Here is a 16,109-nt window from a genome sequence, read left to right as displayed (position 1 = left end):
GCATTATATTTTTTAAAACAAAAAAGATTTTGTAGCTTACATAACAGTAAAACATGATATTGAAAGCTTTAATTAATATTATCTTCTGTTTGTAAAAGTGATTGGTTAATATAAAATCCAAGAAAAATTGAATTTTGTCAGCACGGTTCGCAATTCAATAATGCAGTATCATTTTTTTATGCTTAGCGATTTAAGCTACTTACTGTATTCTAATTTTTTAAACAAGTAAACAAACAGTTTTAGTAAAACCTATTTTGAGTATTGCACATTATTCAATGAGGGTAGTAAAGAGTATGGACTTAACTAATCTGTCTAGACGCAGACTTTTAAAACATTTTAGCCTGAGTGTAGGAGTATTGTTATTAACAGTAGGATGTAATGAAGCAGCAAAAGATGCGAGACAAGTACAAAGCAATAGTGAATCAGAAGGTCAAAACTCTACCGAGACTGCCTCTGCTGCACCAACTTCACAGAGAAAAATAAAAGTTGGCTATCAGACAGGTGATATTAATAATGTCACGATGGTTGCATTCAACGAGGGCTATTTTAAAGATGCTGGGCTGGAGGTTGAGCTACTGCCATTTTCATCTGGAGCAGATATGATACCAGCACTTGGCGGCGGGCAGGTTGATGTAACTTGGTTCTTTCCTTTTCCTGCCCTGTCTGCTTTTGCTAGGGGAATTGCGATCGAAGTTTTTCTCATCGATCATGCACCACGTACAGCAGAGCGATTATTAGCAAGGAATGTAGACAATACTGCGGCACTAAAGGGTAAGAAAATTGGAGTGACGTTTGGCAGTACAGGGCACTATTTCACACTCCAGGCGCTCAAAAAAGTAGGTTTAACCGAACAGGATATTACACTAGTAAATTTAAAGCCCGCCGGAATGGTTCCTGCTTACTCTGCTAATCAAATTGATGCTGTGTGGACTTGGGAGCCAGCCGTAGGAGAGCTTCTCAATCTGGGTGCTACTACCCTTGAAACTGTTGAAAGCGTGGATGGCTATACTGCTGCAATTTGGGCTATTCGCAAAGCTTATGCCGAACAAAATCCTGACACGATCCAAGCATTCATCAAAGCATGGGATTTAGCCCAGCAAAATTATCTCAAAAATCCTCAGAATGAGCAGAGATGGGAAGCGAAGCGACTCAATTTATCAAAAACAGAGTTTTCAGAAATGGTCAAGCGGCAGGGAACACAGGTTATTCCTGTGAAAGAGCAAATCTCAACTGATTGGTTAGGTACGCCAGGAGAAGCGAAAGCCACAAAATTCTATTCAGCATTTGAGCGGTACGGCAAATTTTTAGAGAGTTTAGGGCGAATTCAAAAAGCACCTTCTGATTACTCTTCCTTGATTAATTCTAGCTACGTTCAAGAATACATAGACTCAACTTTGAAAGTATAAGCTAGCAAATGACTTACATGAATCAATTTCCTTCTCAGCTCGACACCACAAAAGTAAAAGATCGGCGAACGGATGAAATCATTTGTTTGGAAAAGGTTTCATTCGGTTATGACAAACGACATTTAATTGTTAAAGATATTAACCTCAATATTGCAAGAGGAGAGTTTGTCTCAATTATTGGTCCTTCTGGTTGCGGTAAGTCAACAATTCTTAATTTAATTGCTGGGTTTAGAAAACCTATCTCAGGTAGTGTTAAGTATAACGGACAAGTTGTTGCAGGACCCTCAGTTTCACGAGGTGTAGTTTTTCAGAGCAATGCCCTATTCGATTGGATGACTGTAGAGCAAAATATTGCTTTCGGCTTCAAATTTAAAACGGTATCTCGTTCCGAAGTTAAGTTTAGAGTTCAAAACATCGTCAAAATGGTTGGGCTAGAGGGATTCGAGCATAAATATCCATACGATCTCTCTGGCGGTATGAGACAACGTGTGGCGGTAGCCCGTTCTCTAGTAATGCAACCTGAAATTTTATTAATGGACGAACCTTTTGCTGCAGTGGATATCCAAACCCGTGAAGGGTTGCAAGAAGAGCTTTTGAGATTGCACGAGCAAACCCAAGGAGCTGTACTTCTAGTGACTCATAGTATTGATGAAGCGGTGTTTCTTAGCGATCGCATCATTGTGCTTAAAAAACATCTATGTAGTATCTTCTATGAGTTCAAGATACAACTAGAACAACCTCGTTATTCTCACAGAAATAGAATTTCAGAAGAATTTAACTTATATCGGAAACAAGTTTATACAGCAATGAAGGATTTGCAATAATGGCTTTCAAATCCCTAATCAAGCATCTAATTTACTTGGATAGATATAGCTCTATGTCCAAAAAAACTATAGATAGAGGTGTTTTTCAAGAGCGATTAGTACTAGGAATGTTTTCTCTACTTACACCTTTAGTCTTACTAATGGCTTGGCAGCTTGCTGTCTCTTTCAAGTCGATCGATACGCTTTTCTTGCCTAGCTTAACTGATATCTGTAGTGAATTTGTCAATATTGCAAAAAATGGTTACGGTGGGCGATCGCTAATCGATCACTTAGCTGCTAGCTTAAGCAGAATTGGGATTGCATTTATTGTAGGTTCCATCTTAGGCATAGCGTTGGGTTTGTTAATGGGCTACTACAAGTACGTCAATGCAGCCTTTTCACTAATCACTGAGATTTTGAGACCTCTGCCTCCACTGGCGTTTATTCCCCTATTTATCCTGTGGTTTGGAATTGGTGAAGTCTCAAAAGTAATGATTATTTTGTACTCAGGCTTATTAATTGTGATGCTCAACACTATCTCTGGAGTTCGAGCCTGTCCCGAGCAAAAGATTCTTGCTGGCTATTCTCTTGGAGCTAGCGATCGAGCTATTTTCTTAAACATCATCTTGCCTTCAGCACTACCTCAGATTATGACGGGAGTCCGAATTGCTTTATCAGTTGACTTTGGTATCCTTGTTGCTTCTGAACTACTCGGTGGAGACAACGGATTAGGCTTTATTATCCAGGATGCAGGTACTTTTTTTAATACAAAGGCTCTATTTGTCGGGATATTTTTGATTGGATTTTTAGGAGTAATCTTTGACCGATTGTTGGGCATGATTTCAACAAAATTAGTACATTGGGAGGGAAAGTAATTGAAGCTAATTACCGAGATACCAGGACTCTCTAAACTGGAACAAGACATATTGCAAACAATTACTGAAGAGAGATGCGTCCAGCTAATTGAGGAATTAGTACCGATTGGACAGCCCGTTTGCGGCAATTCTATAGATCCGGAAGTTCCTAGTGGTTATGAAGAAGATATTGCTAAACACGTGGCTGAGAAACTACGCCTTTTTGGTCTTAAGGTTGAGTTGATTGCGGCGGTTGAGGGAAGACCTAATGTGGTCGCTTCTTGGGACGACGGCGTTGATGGTCCAACCTTAATTCTTAACGATCACCTTGACACCTATCCTGCTTGTGACCCAATGGAGTGGCACAAAACGGGACATAATCCTTATCGTCCGACTCGGTACGGTCAATACTTGTATGCAAGAGGTACCTCTGATACTAGAGGTAATTTGGCTTGTCAGCTAATTGCCATTGAATCCTTGCGTCAAGCAAAGGTAGCGATCACCGGAAAACTCATTTGTGCTTACTGTGTCGATGAGGAGCGTCATGGGGGATTAGGTGCTAAGTATTTACTGGAACAGAAGGGACTTACAGGAGATTATGAGATTACGGCTGAACCGTCTGCTTGGACAGATGAAAATGAGTGGGGCATAGGCATTGCAGTTGCTCATTCAGGCTGTTGCGTTTTGGATTTAGAAATTTCTGGTATTCGGTCTCATATCTGGCGACCAGATGAAGGAATTAATCCAATCCTACAAATGACCCGCTTGCTTGAAGCTCTGTCCCAAGCAACCTTCACGCATGAACCTCCAGCACTTTACGGTCCAGTACCCCCCAGCATTTGCCCAGTGAAAATTGAGGCAGGTAAATTTGGAGAGGGGCAGTTTACACCTCCAGCCTGCAAAGCTAGGGTCTGGATAGTTGGGCTTGTGCCTGGAATGACGTATGAATCAATCGTTCAAGACATCGAGAGTGTTGTTACTTCTTTACAAAAGAACGATACTCAATTTAATGTCAAGATATCTCCTGTACCAGGTGAAACTTTTGTACCTGCGTCCATAGAAGTTCCCGCAGACACGGCTCATGTCCGAGCAATATCCAAAGCGTATAGCCGAGTTTTAGGAAAAGAGCCTGCTCTCTATCGTAAGAATGCTTACTGTGATACTCTACGGTTCTCTCATAGCGGTATTCCCTCAATCACCTTCGGTCCAGGTGAAGACGGATGGTCTCCTGTCAATGAAGCGATTGATATCGATAAAGTTGTAGCTGCTACCCAAATTTATGCGTTGGCTTTAATCGATCTACTACAAGCCAAGCTCCCCTGATTCTGTTTCTCTTCTAAAGAGCTTAGAGGATGGTTCAGCATGGATTCGTTCGTGAATATACATCGACGCAAGTTTCTTAAATATTCTAGTTTAGCCATCAGCACGCTACTCTCAACTGTCAGTTGTAGTCGAGAAACAGAAAGCGGCATAAATAGTAGTAATGCGGCTTTAAAGAGTACTCCTACGTCAAAAAAAGAAACCGTCAGGCTTGCTCAAAATCTATCACCTATCTCAGGAGTGACGATCGTCGCCAAGGGCAAGAATTTCTTTGATGCTCGTGGACTAGATGTTCTAGTTAGTAACTTTACTTCAGGTAAACAATGTCTGGAAACTGTTGTGGGTAGAGGTGCCGATATTGCAACCACGGCTGAGGCTCCAACAACAGCGGCAGCAATGGCAAATCAGCGCATTGCATTTCTAGCTCGAATGGAATACTCAGATTTAAAAACGCTAGCAGCAACCGATGCCAGGATTAAAACAATTGCCGATCTGCTAGGTAAACGTATTGGCTATACATCTGGTACTGGCGCAGAAGTGTATACCATAGCGTTACTTAGGAGGGCAGGGTTATCTTCTAACGATGTTAACCTGGTCAATCTACGTCCTCAAGAGATGATTCCAGCTTTAACATCGGGTAGTATTGATGCCTACAATACTTGGGAACCACACATTTATAATGGCTTGAAAGCTTTGGGTAGCAAAGCAGTTAAGTTAGATACAAAAGGGATTTATTCTGAGACTTTTAACATCGTTACGACGGCCGATTACCTTGAGCAGAAACTTGCTGTATTAGAAAACTTCCTCCGCGCACTCCTTGATGCTGAGGAGTGGATGAGAAATAACCGAGAAGATGCAATTACACTAGTGGCGAATGCCGTGAATATAGAGCGAAACGATCTCGCTGCTATCTGGAATGACTACGTGTACGAAATTGCCCTGGATCGAAGAACGTTGGATATTTTAAAGACACATGCTCAGTGGCGGCTCGACAGTGGTAGTCATCCACCAGGAGCAACCATGCCTGATTTTAGCAAAGTAATTTACCCACAGCCGCTGCAGAGTGTTGCTCCAGAGCGAGTAAACATTTCGCTCTAATATCCTATACCAATGGCATAATTGGCACTGATGAATAATAAATCTGTTAAACCATCCCGACAGCAAATTCTGAATCAAGTCACTCGATTTCTATCTCTACCAATATTCTTGGGCTTATGGGAAATTGTCTCTCGGTCTGGATTGACCAATATTGTGCTTTTTCCACCACCTAGTTTAGTCGCAGTTTCGCTTTATCAATGGGCGAAAGACGGTTCGCTGATAATAGACGTGTTGATGAGCATCTCGCGGGTTGTTATTGGGTTCGCAGCAGGAGCAATTGCAGGTATTATCGCTGGTATTCTAACTGGGCGTTACCAATGCTTATCTAATCTATTGACTCCCATCTTTCAGCTTCTACGACCAATTCCACCCATTGCGTTTGTACCAATTGTAATCCTTTGGTTTGGTCTCTCAGAGCTGGGTAAGTGGTTTTTAGTTTTCTGGGGTGTCTTTTTTACTGTTTGGATTTCAGCTCATTTGGGCGTTCAACGTGTCGATCGAACCCTGACCCGAGCCGCCCAATGTTTGGGAACACCAGAAAAGCGAATGTTGCCGGAGGTGCTGCTTCCTGGCGCTTTACCATATATTCTTGTTGGGTTACGAACCTCTGTTAGTATCTCATTTTACACTTTGGTTGCGGCAGAGCTAGCAGGAACGTTTTCAGGAATTGCCTATCGGATTGAAATTGCTCAGCAAAACTTACAGGTTGGACAAACTATTGGTGGATTAATCATTTTAGGAATAATTTCAGCACTGGCAGATAGGCTTTTCGGTTCTCTGTCGAAGAGAGTAGTTTGGTGGACGTAGCTAACTTTTTAAATACAAAAGTTCTATTGATGAAGTATGACAGGAGCTTTATCTCAATTTTCAATTATGAATAACCAAAAATTATTCTCAGGCTCGAATACTGTTTTGACTCGAAGAAGAGCTGGTTTTGATGCAATCCAAGGGCATATTCAAATCCAAGACCTCACCATTGCTTATGGTAGAGGCAAGAGTTGCTTTATCGCCGTCGAGCGCGTCTCGCTTGACATTCATCCAGGTCAATTTGTTTGTTTGATTGGACCTTCTGGCTGCGGTAAATCAACTATTCTCAATGCGATTGCTGGGTTTGTCCAGCCTACGGACGGTACAGTACAGGTTGATGGACAGGTAATTCAAACGGCAGGTGGCGATCGCGGCATGGTATTTCAACACCCATCCTTGTTTCCGTGGAAAACGGTTTTGGAGAATGTTGCCCACGGACCGCGAATGGCTGGAAAATCAAGAACTCAGGCTCATAAGCTTGCCAAAGAATTTTTAGAGATGGTCGGACTGACTAGCTTTGCAAACAACTATCCCGCGACTCTATCAGGCGGAATGCAACAACGAGTGGCGATCGCTCGGGCACTGGTAAATTATCCTCGTGTTTTACTAATGGATGAACCCTTTGGTGCACTAGATGCCCAAATGCGAATTTTGATGCAGGAGCAACTTTTGAAACTCTGGGAGGATTTCAAAACAACTGTCGTTTTTGTGACCCACGATATTGATGAGGCAATTTTTTTAGGGGATAGAGTGGCGATTATGAGCGCTAACCCAGGTCATATTCTAGCAGACTTATCAGTAAATTTAGCTCGACCGAGGCATCCAGAACTGACGCTGGAACCTAACTTTGCAGAACTAAAACGCAGATGTTTTGACTTGGTTCGTCAGGAAAGTTTACTGGTTTTCGAGCGACAAAGCGGCAAGCGTTTATGAGGTCTGAGTTTTTATGATGAGCTTTATGAATTTACTAGACACGCTGGATATTGCCAGTCTTATAAGCGGTTACCATACTCATCGTTTCTCCCCATCAGAAGTCATTGAAATAATTTTTCAGCGCATTGCTACACGGGGTACTGATGGTATCTGGACATACGTACAGCCGAAGCAGACTGTTTTGGCACGGGTATCTGAGCTTGAGCAATTACCTGTGAATGTGCGAACTCGGCTACCTTTGTGGGGAATTCCATTTAGCGTTAAGGATTGCATTGATGTAGCAGGATTACCAACTACTTGCGCCTGTCCTGGGTTTACTTACATTGCCGACTATACAAATCCAGTAGTAACAACACTTATAAATGCTGGAGCAATTTTGATTGGCAAAACAAATCTCGATCAGTTTGCTACAGGTCTGGTTGGAATTCGTACGGGTTTTGACATACCCCGTAATCCATTTGGTAGCGATTACATTCCAGGTGGTTCTAGTTCTGGAGCCGCAGTTTCTGTATCAACTGGGCTTGTCTCCTTTGCCGTAGGCACAGACACTGGAGGTTCTGGTCGTGTTCCGGCTAGCTTTAATAATATCGTTGGGTTAAAGCCAACTCGTGGACTGCTCAGTACCGCTCATATTGTAGATGCTTGTCGCACGCTCGATTGCGTCTCCATATTTGCACTGAATGTTGAGGATGCTTGGAAAATAGCACAAATCGCCAAAGGGTTCGATCCGCAAAATTCCTTCTCTCGGCATGAAGCAAATCCTCCGGCTAACTTGGAATCTTACCACTCAGGACAGGCGTTTCGGTTTGGTGTGCCCCTCTCGGAGCATCAAGAGTTTTTTGGGAATAAGGATATTGAAGGATTATTTTTAGAAGCGATCCAAACTTTGATCGATATGGGTGGAACTTGCATTCCCATTAACTATACTCCATTCATGGAAGCGAATGATTTGCTGTTTCGAGGTCCTTGGATTGCTGAACGCTATGCTTCGGTTGGCGCTTTTATTGAGGCAAATCAGCAGGCAGTACTACCAATTACCCGCGACATCATCCTATCGGCAAAGCAGCTTACAGCAGCCGATGTGTTTAAAGGACTATATCACCTTGCCGATCTAAAGAAAACTATCAGTCCAGTTTGGCAGCAGATTGATGTTCTAGTCGTGCCCACTACTGGTACTATTTACCGCATTGCTGAAGTAGAAAATAATCCACTAGAGTTGAATGCCAATCTAGGCTACTATACCAACTTCGTAAATTTACTAGACTTATCCGCTCTAGCCATACCGAATGGATTTCAACACAATGGGATACCTGCTGGAATAACGCTAATAGCACCTCCTTTCAGCGAACAGCATCTCGTTGACTTAGGGGCGGTTTTTCATCGCCATAGAACAGTGAAATCGGACGCTGTATCCAGTATTCAATGAGGAAGTTTTTCTGCTGCTTTGTCTTTGTGACGAGTTGTCAGCATCAGTAAAATCCTCCATCAGGTTTTAGACAATTCAAGTAGTAGTCTAGAAGGAGATTGCTATGAATACTTTGAAGAACTCGTCAAAAAAATCTCATAGGTGAATTGAGGTAGAGAAAATTACATATAGCATACAGTAAACATATAAAAATTGTTGACTAGGTTATAGCAAAAACAGCTCCTCGATCGCTACCTCATCGCTAACAAGATCTTGAACAACCCAGATGCGATCGCAAAATTGCTTCATCTGCCGTTCGTCCGCACCACCGATTAAGACTCCATAAATACTAAATTCTCGCTGTTGCTGCTTGACTTTTAACTGCTCTAAAAATTCCCGTTGCACGTCGCACTTGCCGTCTGTAATCATGACAATATCTGCCCGATCAAAGTGTTGTTGCTGCTCAATGGTATTGTCAACTTGAGCTGGAAGCAGGATACTTGTAATACTTCCACTTGGTTCGCGACTGCTTGTCCATGTACTCCCGTTACCGATTCCCACCAGAAATCATCAGTTACTGCGTCTGGCTGTACTACACCTTTCCCTTGAGCTACCGAGACATAGAGAAAATGATGCTGTACCGTGGGATTGAGGTAACCTACGAGTCGATTCGGGAATGGTGTCAAAAGTTTGGACAGCAATACGCGAATCAACTTCGGCGCCAACGTCCTTATATTGCGGACAAGTGGCATTTAGATGAAGTGGTGGTCACGATTAAACGGCAGCAATACTATTTGTGGCGAGCGGTGGATGCGGAGGGGAACGTACTGGATGTCCTGCTGCAACGACATCGGGACACGAAGGCGGCAGAGCGATTCTTCCGTAAACTCTTGAAGAAACAAGGCTTCGTGCCACGCGCGATCGTCACCGATAAGTTAAAGAGCTATGAAGCAGCGAAGAAACAAGTGCTCAAGAGCGTGGAGCATCGAGCGCATAAAGGATTAAACAACCTTTGCGAGAACTCCCATCAACCCACAAGAGTTCGAGAGCGACGGATGCCCAAATTCAAATCTCCAGGGCAAGCACAACGATTTCTATCTGCATTTAGTCCAATTCGAGAGCACTTTCACCCCCAGCAACATCTACTTACCGCGCAACGATACAGAGCACAACTACGCCAACGATTTGAGGATTGGCGAGAAGTCGCTTGTCTGAAATCTGCTGCTTAACATGAGCTAAACTGGTTACTCAGGAATCATCGTGCCGATTTTTGAATTTATTCTGTTAAGTTGACAATGCCTGTAGCTAGAAGCTATACATTACAGTTGTTTCAACCATAGGCTGCACTTAGTTGCACGAACCCTATATTTTCGACCTCATATAGAAAATCAAAAACAATGTCGAACCGAAACTCCAATCGTCTCAAGCAACACGCTCAGAGAATTATGCGAATCTGGGAGAAGCGGGCGCGTGATGAAATCAGCGCATCATTGCATCAGAACTCCCTTATCTTACAAAATTCACTACCCCAGTATCTAAACCAATTAGTAGATGAACTATCAACTGAGATTGAAAGGATACCTGCCAGAATAGAAGCGGACAAGCTAGAAAATACTCGGATTAGCAAACAGCATGGGCAGGAGCGGGCAGGTTTCGCCGACTACAGCATGACGCAACTCATTTTTGAGTACCATATTCTCCGTCAAGTCATCTTTCAAGTTTTGGAGGAAGAAGCGCCTCTAGAGCCAAGGGAACGAGACATTATTATTGACTCTATTGAACAAGCCGTTAACGATGCGGCAACTCAATTTTCCCGCACACTGCGAGACATTCAAGAGCTATTTACGGTAACGCTGAGTCATGACCTCAGAAATCCGCTCAATATCATAAGAATCGGGACACAGCTAACTCTGCGGCGGCTGGAACAAGGAGATACTCACGCAAATATCGCGGCGAAAATGCTAAGTGCGGTCGAGCGATTGGATTCAATGATTCAAAATCTGCTCGATGCTAGTCGGTTGCGATCGGGACAAAGCTTAAAGCTTGAATTTGAAGAATGCAGTTTCGATCGCATTGTTCGGGATGTAGTAGAGGATTTGAGCTTTGCTTACGGAGATCGGTTTGTTATAGTCTCCGATGCTGAGATCAGAAGTAAATGTAGCCCTAAAGAGATCCGACGGGTAATTGAAAATTTAGCGATTAATGCTGTCAAGTATGGTGCTCCTAATACGCCAATCATACTCACGCTTCAACAAATTGAAACGCATATCAGCCTCACGGTTCACAATGAAGGTGCTCCGATTGCTTTAGACGCTCAATCCATTCTCTTCCAACAATTTCGTCGAACCGTATCCGCTGGAGAGCAAACAGGATGGGGATTAGGATTATTTTTAGTCAAAGGTATTGTTGAAGCACATCATGGGACGATTGAAGTTGAAAGTGCGGAAGGCAGGGGGACGAGTTTTATCGTTAAGTTGCCTATTAGCCCTCTTTAATCACTTTAGTGGTAGTAAATTCTGGAACCTGCTTCAGATAAAGAGTGTGGTAAAGCTGCTACAAACGAAGGAAAGTGTTAGGAATAAGAGCGTGAAAGTTATACACAGCAAGCGTTCTGAAATTTTAGGAAGATTTTTTCTTACCTAGAGTGATATGAGAGGGTTAGTTAGCTAAGTTGGCAAAGTAGTTACGGTTAATACATGTCGCATCTGCTACCAGTTGCTCTCGTCGTCTCCTCTTATGCCCCTCTTGGTAGTGATATGGAAATAGTGGTGAGTTGTAATTCTTGCCCCTTCAGTAGCCTATATAATATTAGCTAGTACAAATAATCCTCACATACTCGCCCAGAATTAGTATTTTTGATGATAACAATTTTAGCGTTCTTATTTTATTCATTTGTATTACTACTACCTAAATGGACACCAGAGGTGATAGAACTATTCCAAAAAATATGTGAAGAACCTTCAGAACGAGTCCGTCCTACCTGTAACTCTGAGCAGATGATTAAAAATGGCTCAGTTCATCATGGCAAGCCAAAATATCAGTGTAAAAGCTGTAGTCGTCAATTTGTTGACAATCCAGGGTAAACGCATCTAAATTTTCTAGAGAATATACATAGTGTTTTCAACTTTCTCCCACGCCATATATGGAGATTTTTATTGTCAATAAGCTGAAATTATTAGCAAATTTTTCAATAAGCTGGTACATTTCCCTATTATTGACAAGATGCGTTTGCCCTAGTTGACAATCCGACTAAAACAACTATTTTAAAAAAAACAAAATAGTTAATTGATAGAATCTTACTAGAGAGAATATCACGCTCGTGGAATTGCTAGAGTTACCCAAGTCAGCTGGTCCTGGTTACAAGATTATGTCAATTAAAGGCTGTGCCGGATGCCTCGCCAGGTAGGGGTTTCGGGAAAGCCTCTAGGTAGACTAACCATTGAATGTGATGAGTTGTGCTTATTCGTTAATAGTAAGAAAAACGATGTTTATATCTGGTTAGCGATCGACCGTAATAGTCCAGAAATTGTCGGTTGTTTTATTGGAGATAGAACTCGAAAATTAGCTCGTTAACTGTGGGCTTCTTCACCAAATATTTATCAGCAATGTGCCACTGCTTATACAGATTTTTGGCAGGCGTAACATTACAGTAGTTTCCCACAAACGTCATCGCTCTATTAGTAAAAAATCAGGTCAAACTAATCATATTGAACAATTCAATAATACGTTAAAACAACGGATTTCTCGATAGGTTCGAGCAAGTCTATCATTCTCCAAAAAGCTCAACGGAAGTGTAACAAAACAGCATGATTCATACTACATTGAAATACATCTTTTCTGAATGACTCGTTTATTGAGATTTAAACCGCTTATAAACTTACTCTCTTGTTGCTAATTCTCATTAAGCTATCTATTGTTAAACTCATATTACAAAAGCATACTGTTTTGTTACGCTTCCAGAATTTATTAGCTCTTTCAATCAATAATTTCTCTGTTCGCTATTGGATTTACGAACAGCGCAATTTTTTATTGATAAAGTTTGTTTATATAATTCATTAATTATCAATCTTACTTAACTCTGTCTAAAGTATTATATTTAAGTAACCCAGTACCACTAGTGTTGTTAATTAAAGAACCAATAACTTGTACATTCAAAGGTTTATAATGACTAATTTGTCTTTTGCTCAACTGCGGGAAAAAGCCTTGTCAAAGGGGATTAAAGCTGCTACAAAACTCCGTAAAGCTGAGCTTGTGCAACTTCTTGAAATTAAAAACCTCGGACAGGCAAGAAGCTAGAAATTAGAGCTACGAGATTTGCCGATGTACGGGTGCTGTCAAGAGATTTAAGGAGCAAGTAACAGCAGGCGGATAGTGATATGGAAGCAGTGGTGAGGTTAGAACCTTTAATAAAATGAGAGCATTCCCATTCTAAATCTTGTTTTTCCATTTCTTCCCCAACTGCACGGTAGTAAGCAGCGATCGCCGCCTCTTGTTCGCCGCGCAGGGTGTAGCGCCGAAAAGCTTTCTCGCTCTGATGTCCGGTCAATTTTCTAGCATGAGTCGGATCGACACCCATCAGCAACAACTCGGTGCTATAGGTGTGACGGAACGAGTGTGGGTGTAGCTGGGGAATTTCTGCTAATTCACCGATCTTTTCGATGGCAAAGTAGATGCCATGATAGCTCAATCGCTCTCCTTTACGGGTGGTGTGATGAGACAGAATTAAGGGGCGATCGCTTGTTATCTCTTCTCCTTGTGATTCGCGCCATGACAAATACTCTTTGAGTGCCTCGCGACTCTGTTTTCGCAACGGTACTAATCGTGGCTCGTTTGTCTTGGTGTCTGCCACAAAGATTAACCTACCATCAAACGCACCGACATTGAGGCTGACAATTTCTCCTGCCCGCAAGCCGTGACTCAAGATGTGGAGTAAAGCTAGATCCCGCTGTTTGGTCTCGCCCAAATACTCAGTCGCTGCCCAAACTCGCTGTACTTCCTCGGCTGTCAAACTTTGAGCAGGGGGTAGAGGAATCTTCTCCAGCTTCACGCTAGCAGTTGGATCGACGGCGAGAATGTCAGGATAGGCTAGCACTAGCCAGCCAAAAAAGCTTTTGAGCGTAGCGATCGCGCTGTTGATGCTGCTTTTGGAGAGCGAGCTGCCCGATTGAGACTGCACTTCTTCCACCAAATAAGCCTTGTACTGGGCGATGTGGCGCGGTTTAATCTCTCCCCACAGCAGATCGGTCCAAGCAATAAAGCGCCTCAGTTCTCGTTCGTAAACCTTGCGCGAGTTAGGTGCTAAGTTGTTACTGTTGATAAACTCTCTAACTTTAGTTACGCGGAGATCGGTTAGTGCCGTCCCAATTTTGGCAGCTCTACCCCGTCTGGGTTGAGCTGAGGGCGCAACATCCACGCGATCGGAATTAAGAGAAATTACTTTGATGGGTGGTAGGCGATCGCTAATATCCATTGTGGTAATGCTTAAATTAAATCGGGGTCTTCGCCTAATTCCCGCAGCCTTTGTGCCAGTCTATCTGCCCTTTGTTTTTCGACTTCCTCTGGTAGCAAGACTAAATTGAAGGCGCGATCGTAGAAGCGCAGCCAATCACAAGTTCCTGTGGGTGGCTCTCGGCGGATACTACCATTCCAAGTCCCCAGCCACAATTGTAAAGTTTCGCACCACAACCAACCGCGCTCGTTCGGGATCAGGGGCTGATAGCCGCGCCCTAACTCCAAGTGCCATCCCTGTAAGGAGTCGGCAGCAAAAGGATCGTAGATAAAGTAATCTGGAGTGCGGAACACCCGTTCGTACAAATCTTTTTTCACCCCACGATCCACATTTGCCGTACTCGGCGACAGTAATTCGACAATGACATCGGGATAGCGACCGTCTTCTTCCCACACCACCCAGCCCTGGCGATCGCGCTTACCGTCTACATCCAAGGCAACAAAAAAATCTGGACCGCGAAAGTCACGATTCATTGCTTGATTGCGGCTGTAGTAGACGAACATATTGCCGCCCGCGAAAAAGTCCGATCGCCCAGATAGTGCCGACAGCGCCGAATCGATCAACACGTTCATCGCAATCCGGTGGCGGTTAGTCTCCAAAGGCTCTCCATCATCAAAAATCAAATCGCTTGGGGGTTCTGGCGCTGTCCAGTCTACTACGTATTTTTCCTGCCCGATTGCGGTTTCATTGGACATAGCTGCTGAAGGCAATCTGCCTCATCTCGATGAGCGAAGAAACCCGAGTTGGTCAACTTATGAGTTGGTCAACTTATGGTTTCAATTGTGATTTTACTCATAAATTGTCCGACATTGTAGGCATAACTTGTCCAAAATGTAGGCTGAAATATCGATAATCAGGTCATGTAATTTTGTTTGATAACAAAGAAATCAAGCCATAAGTTGTCCGAAAGTCGAAAACTCAGCCATAAGTTGTCCGAAAGTTAAAAGGATTTAAGCAACCTCAAGTTTTGTTTGAAATTGCTAAAGCTGACAAACATTTGAATCAATTTGACTAAAAATTTGCTACGTCCGTGCTTAGATTAGCTTAGGTGTGAGGATGAATCAACCACTCTAACTGCAATGAGGTCAGATTCATGCTTGATAGCCAAGAATTTGACAACTGGTGTCAGTCTCTTCATCTGAGCCAAACAACTGCCACAGCAATCGCCCAAATTCGTGTTGCTGCGCCTTCGCGCCGAGTCCAAGGTGGCAGAAGAAATGTCTGTGGCAATTATCCCAGTAGGAAGATGGGGGTCACAATCCAGTTCGAGTCCCATCGACACGAGCTAGCACGGATTTACGAGTTAGAACACAACCCAAATATTTTAGAGTTCTATGACCAACCACCTCCGATAGAACTTTGCTATCGCTCGAAAAGCGGTCGGCAGAATCGTCACTTATACACTCCCGACTTCTTCATCATACGCACTGATGCTGCGGGTTGGGAAGAATGCAAGTCCGAGCCAGATTTATTTAGGCTTTCAAAAAATAGCCCCAATCGCTATCGCCAAGAAGATGGGCAGTGGCGATGTCCACCTGGAGAAAAGTATGCCAGACACTTAGGGCTGTACTTCAGGGTTTGGTCTAGTAGAGAAATTAGCTGGACGTTCCAACAAAACTTTATCTGGTTGGAAGACTACTTGAGTTTGACAGCACAAGCAGTAGACGAACAGATCTGTCAAAGGATAAGAGCGACTGTAGAAGCCAACCCAGGCATTAGCTTGACAAACTTGTTTGGGCAAGCTGAATTCGCGACACTAGACGACTTCTACACGCTAATTGCGCTCGGTTATCTCTACGTAAACCTGGATGCAGCTAGATTATCAGAGCCGCAGCAAGTCAAGGTTTTTCTCGACCGAGAAATGGCAATAGCCTACGAAAGACTAGCTGAGGTTTCAGCACCGAATGGCACTAAGAAAAGCGAAAAGTAAGGTGTGTTAAGCATTACAAGCGTTAATAGCAGAGAGGTGGGCAG

The 16,109-nt window shown here is 43.1% G+C and carries 16 protein-coding genes; 13 read left to right on the top strand and 3 right to left on the bottom strand.

The annotated features are described in order from the left end of the window. Positions 1-293 precede the first annotated feature (293 nt). The 8 genes from DSM107010_RS25390 to atzF all read left to right on the top strand — a co-directional run bounded on the left by DSM107010_RS25390 (position 294) and on the right by atzF (position 8,647). Positions 294-1,406 carry a taurine ABC transporter substrate-binding protein gene (locus tag DSM107010_RS25390; protein ID WP_106167436.1) on the top strand — a complete coding sequence of 371 codons (1,113 nt, stop codon included), beginning with the start codon at positions 294-296 and terminating at the stop codon, positions 1,404-1,406. Between the two features lie 8 nt (positions 1,407-1,414). Further along, entirely contained in the window at positions 1,415-2,230 is an 816-nt protein-coding gene (locus DSM107010_RS25385) for an ABC transporter ATP-binding protein (protein ID WP_106167435.1), read from the top strand. A 53-nt stretch (positions 2,231-2,283) separates the two neighbouring features. Further along, entirely contained in the window at positions 2,284-3,084 is an 801-nt protein-coding gene (locus DSM107010_RS25380) for an ABC transporter permease (protein WP_181246346.1), read from the top strand. Next, positions 3,085-4,386: a M20 family metallopeptidase gene (locus DSM107010_RS25375; RefSeq protein ID WP_106167434.1), complete on the top strand. Its 1,302-nt coding sequence runs from the start codon at positions 3,085-3,087 to the stop codon at positions 4,384-4,386. A 39-nt stretch (positions 4,387-4,425) separates the two neighbouring features. Continuing rightward, the gene (locus DSM107010_RS25370; RefSeq protein WP_106167433.1) at positions 4,426-5,481 is read left to right on the top strand and encodes an NrtA/SsuA/CpmA family ABC transporter substrate-binding protein; all 1,056 of its coding nucleotides are present in this window, start codon (positions 4,426-4,428) and stop codon (positions 5,479-5,481) included. Positions 5,482-5,511: 30 nt separating this feature from the next. Beyond that, on the top strand, positions 5,512-6,288 hold the full coding sequence (locus DSM107010_RS25365) for an ABC transporter permease (protein ID WP_106167432.1): 777 nt from the start codon (positions 5,512-5,514) through the stop codon (positions 6,286-6,288). Positions 6,289-6,354: 66 nt separating this feature from the next. Beyond that, positions 6,355-7,221: an ABC transporter ATP-binding protein gene (locus DSM107010_RS25360; protein ID WP_106167441.1), complete on the top strand. Its 867-nt coding sequence runs from the start codon at positions 6,355-6,357 to the stop codon at positions 7,219-7,221. Positions 7,222-7,246: 25 nt separating this feature from the next. Beyond that, on the top strand, positions 7,247-8,647 hold the full coding sequence (gene atzF, locus DSM107010_RS25355) for an allophanate hydrolase (protein ID WP_199755731.1): 1,401 nt from the start codon (positions 7,247-7,249) through the stop codon (positions 8,645-8,647). A 204-nt stretch (positions 8,648-8,851) separates the two neighbouring features. Here atzF and DSM107010_RS25350 read toward each other — a convergent pair whose 3' ends face one another. Next, complete coding sequence (locus DSM107010_RS25350) at positions 8,852-9,187, bottom strand: hypothetical protein (protein ID WP_181246345.1); 336 nt, start codon at positions 9,185-9,187, stop codon at positions 8,852-8,854. Between DSM107010_RS25350 and DSM107010_RS25345 the strand changes: the two genes are divergently transcribed. From DSM107010_RS25345 to DSM107010_RS25335, 4 genes are all read left to right on the top strand, one after another. Continuing rightward, entirely contained in the window at positions 9,163-9,855 is a 693-nt protein-coding gene (locus DSM107010_RS25345; RefSeq protein ID WP_106167430.1) for an IS6 family transposase, read from the top strand. The genes DSM107010_RS25350 and DSM107010_RS25345 overlap by 25 nt on opposite strands. A 168-nt stretch (positions 9,856-10,023) precedes the next feature. Beyond that, entirely contained in the window at positions 10,024-11,121 is a 1,098-nt protein-coding gene (locus DSM107010_RS40005; RefSeq protein ID WP_199755730.1) for a sensor histidine kinase, read from the top strand. 363 nt (positions 11,122-11,484) lie between these two features. Further along, the gene (locus tag DSM107010_RS43105; RefSeq protein WP_422387896.1) at positions 11,485-11,709 is read left to right on the top strand and encodes an IS1/IS1595 family N-terminal zinc-binding domain-containing protein; all 225 of its coding nucleotides are present in this window, start codon (positions 11,485-11,487) and stop codon (positions 11,707-11,709) included. Positions 11,710-12,016: 307 nt separating this feature from the next. Further along, positions 12,017-12,199, top strand: coding sequence for an IS1 family transposase (locus tag DSM107010_RS25335; protein ID WP_127024198.1), 183 nt, complete (start codon positions 12,017-12,019; stop codon positions 12,197-12,199). A 694-nt stretch (positions 12,200-12,893) separates the two neighbouring features. On the opposite strand, the gene DSM107010_RS25330 is transcribed toward DSM107010_RS25335, so the two are convergent. Both DSM107010_RS25330 and DSM107010_RS25325 read right to left on the bottom strand, forming a co-directional pair. Then, positions 12,894-14,096, bottom strand: coding sequence for a tyrosine-type recombinase/integrase (locus DSM107010_RS25330; RefSeq protein WP_127024195.1), 1,203 nt, complete (start codon positions 14,094-14,096; stop codon positions 12,894-12,896). A gap of 11 nt (positions 14,097-14,107) precedes the next feature. Then, positions 14,108-14,830 (bottom strand): Uma2 family endonuclease, encoded by a 723-nt coding sequence (locus DSM107010_RS25325; RefSeq protein ID WP_127024192.1) that lies wholly within the window; start codon positions 14,828-14,830, stop codon positions 14,108-14,110. Between the two features lie 398 nt (positions 14,831-15,228). On the opposite strand from DSM107010_RS25325, the gene DSM107010_RS25320 reads away from it, so the two are divergent. Further along, positions 15,229-16,065, top strand: coding sequence for a TnsA endonuclease N-terminal domain-containing protein (locus DSM107010_RS25320; RefSeq protein ID WP_106169305.1), 837 nt, complete (start codon positions 15,229-15,231; stop codon positions 16,063-16,065). Positions 16,066-16,109: the final 44 nt, after the last annotated feature.

The sequence above is a fragment of the Chroococcidiopsis cubana SAG 39.79 genome, from assembly GCF_003991895.1.
In the GTDB taxonomy this organism is placed as follows: domain Bacteria; phylum Cyanobacteriota; class Cyanobacteriia; order Cyanobacteriales; family Chroococcidiopsidaceae; genus Chroococcidiopsis; species Chroococcidiopsis thermalis.
This window is presented reverse-complemented; position numbering and strand designations above follow the sequence as displayed.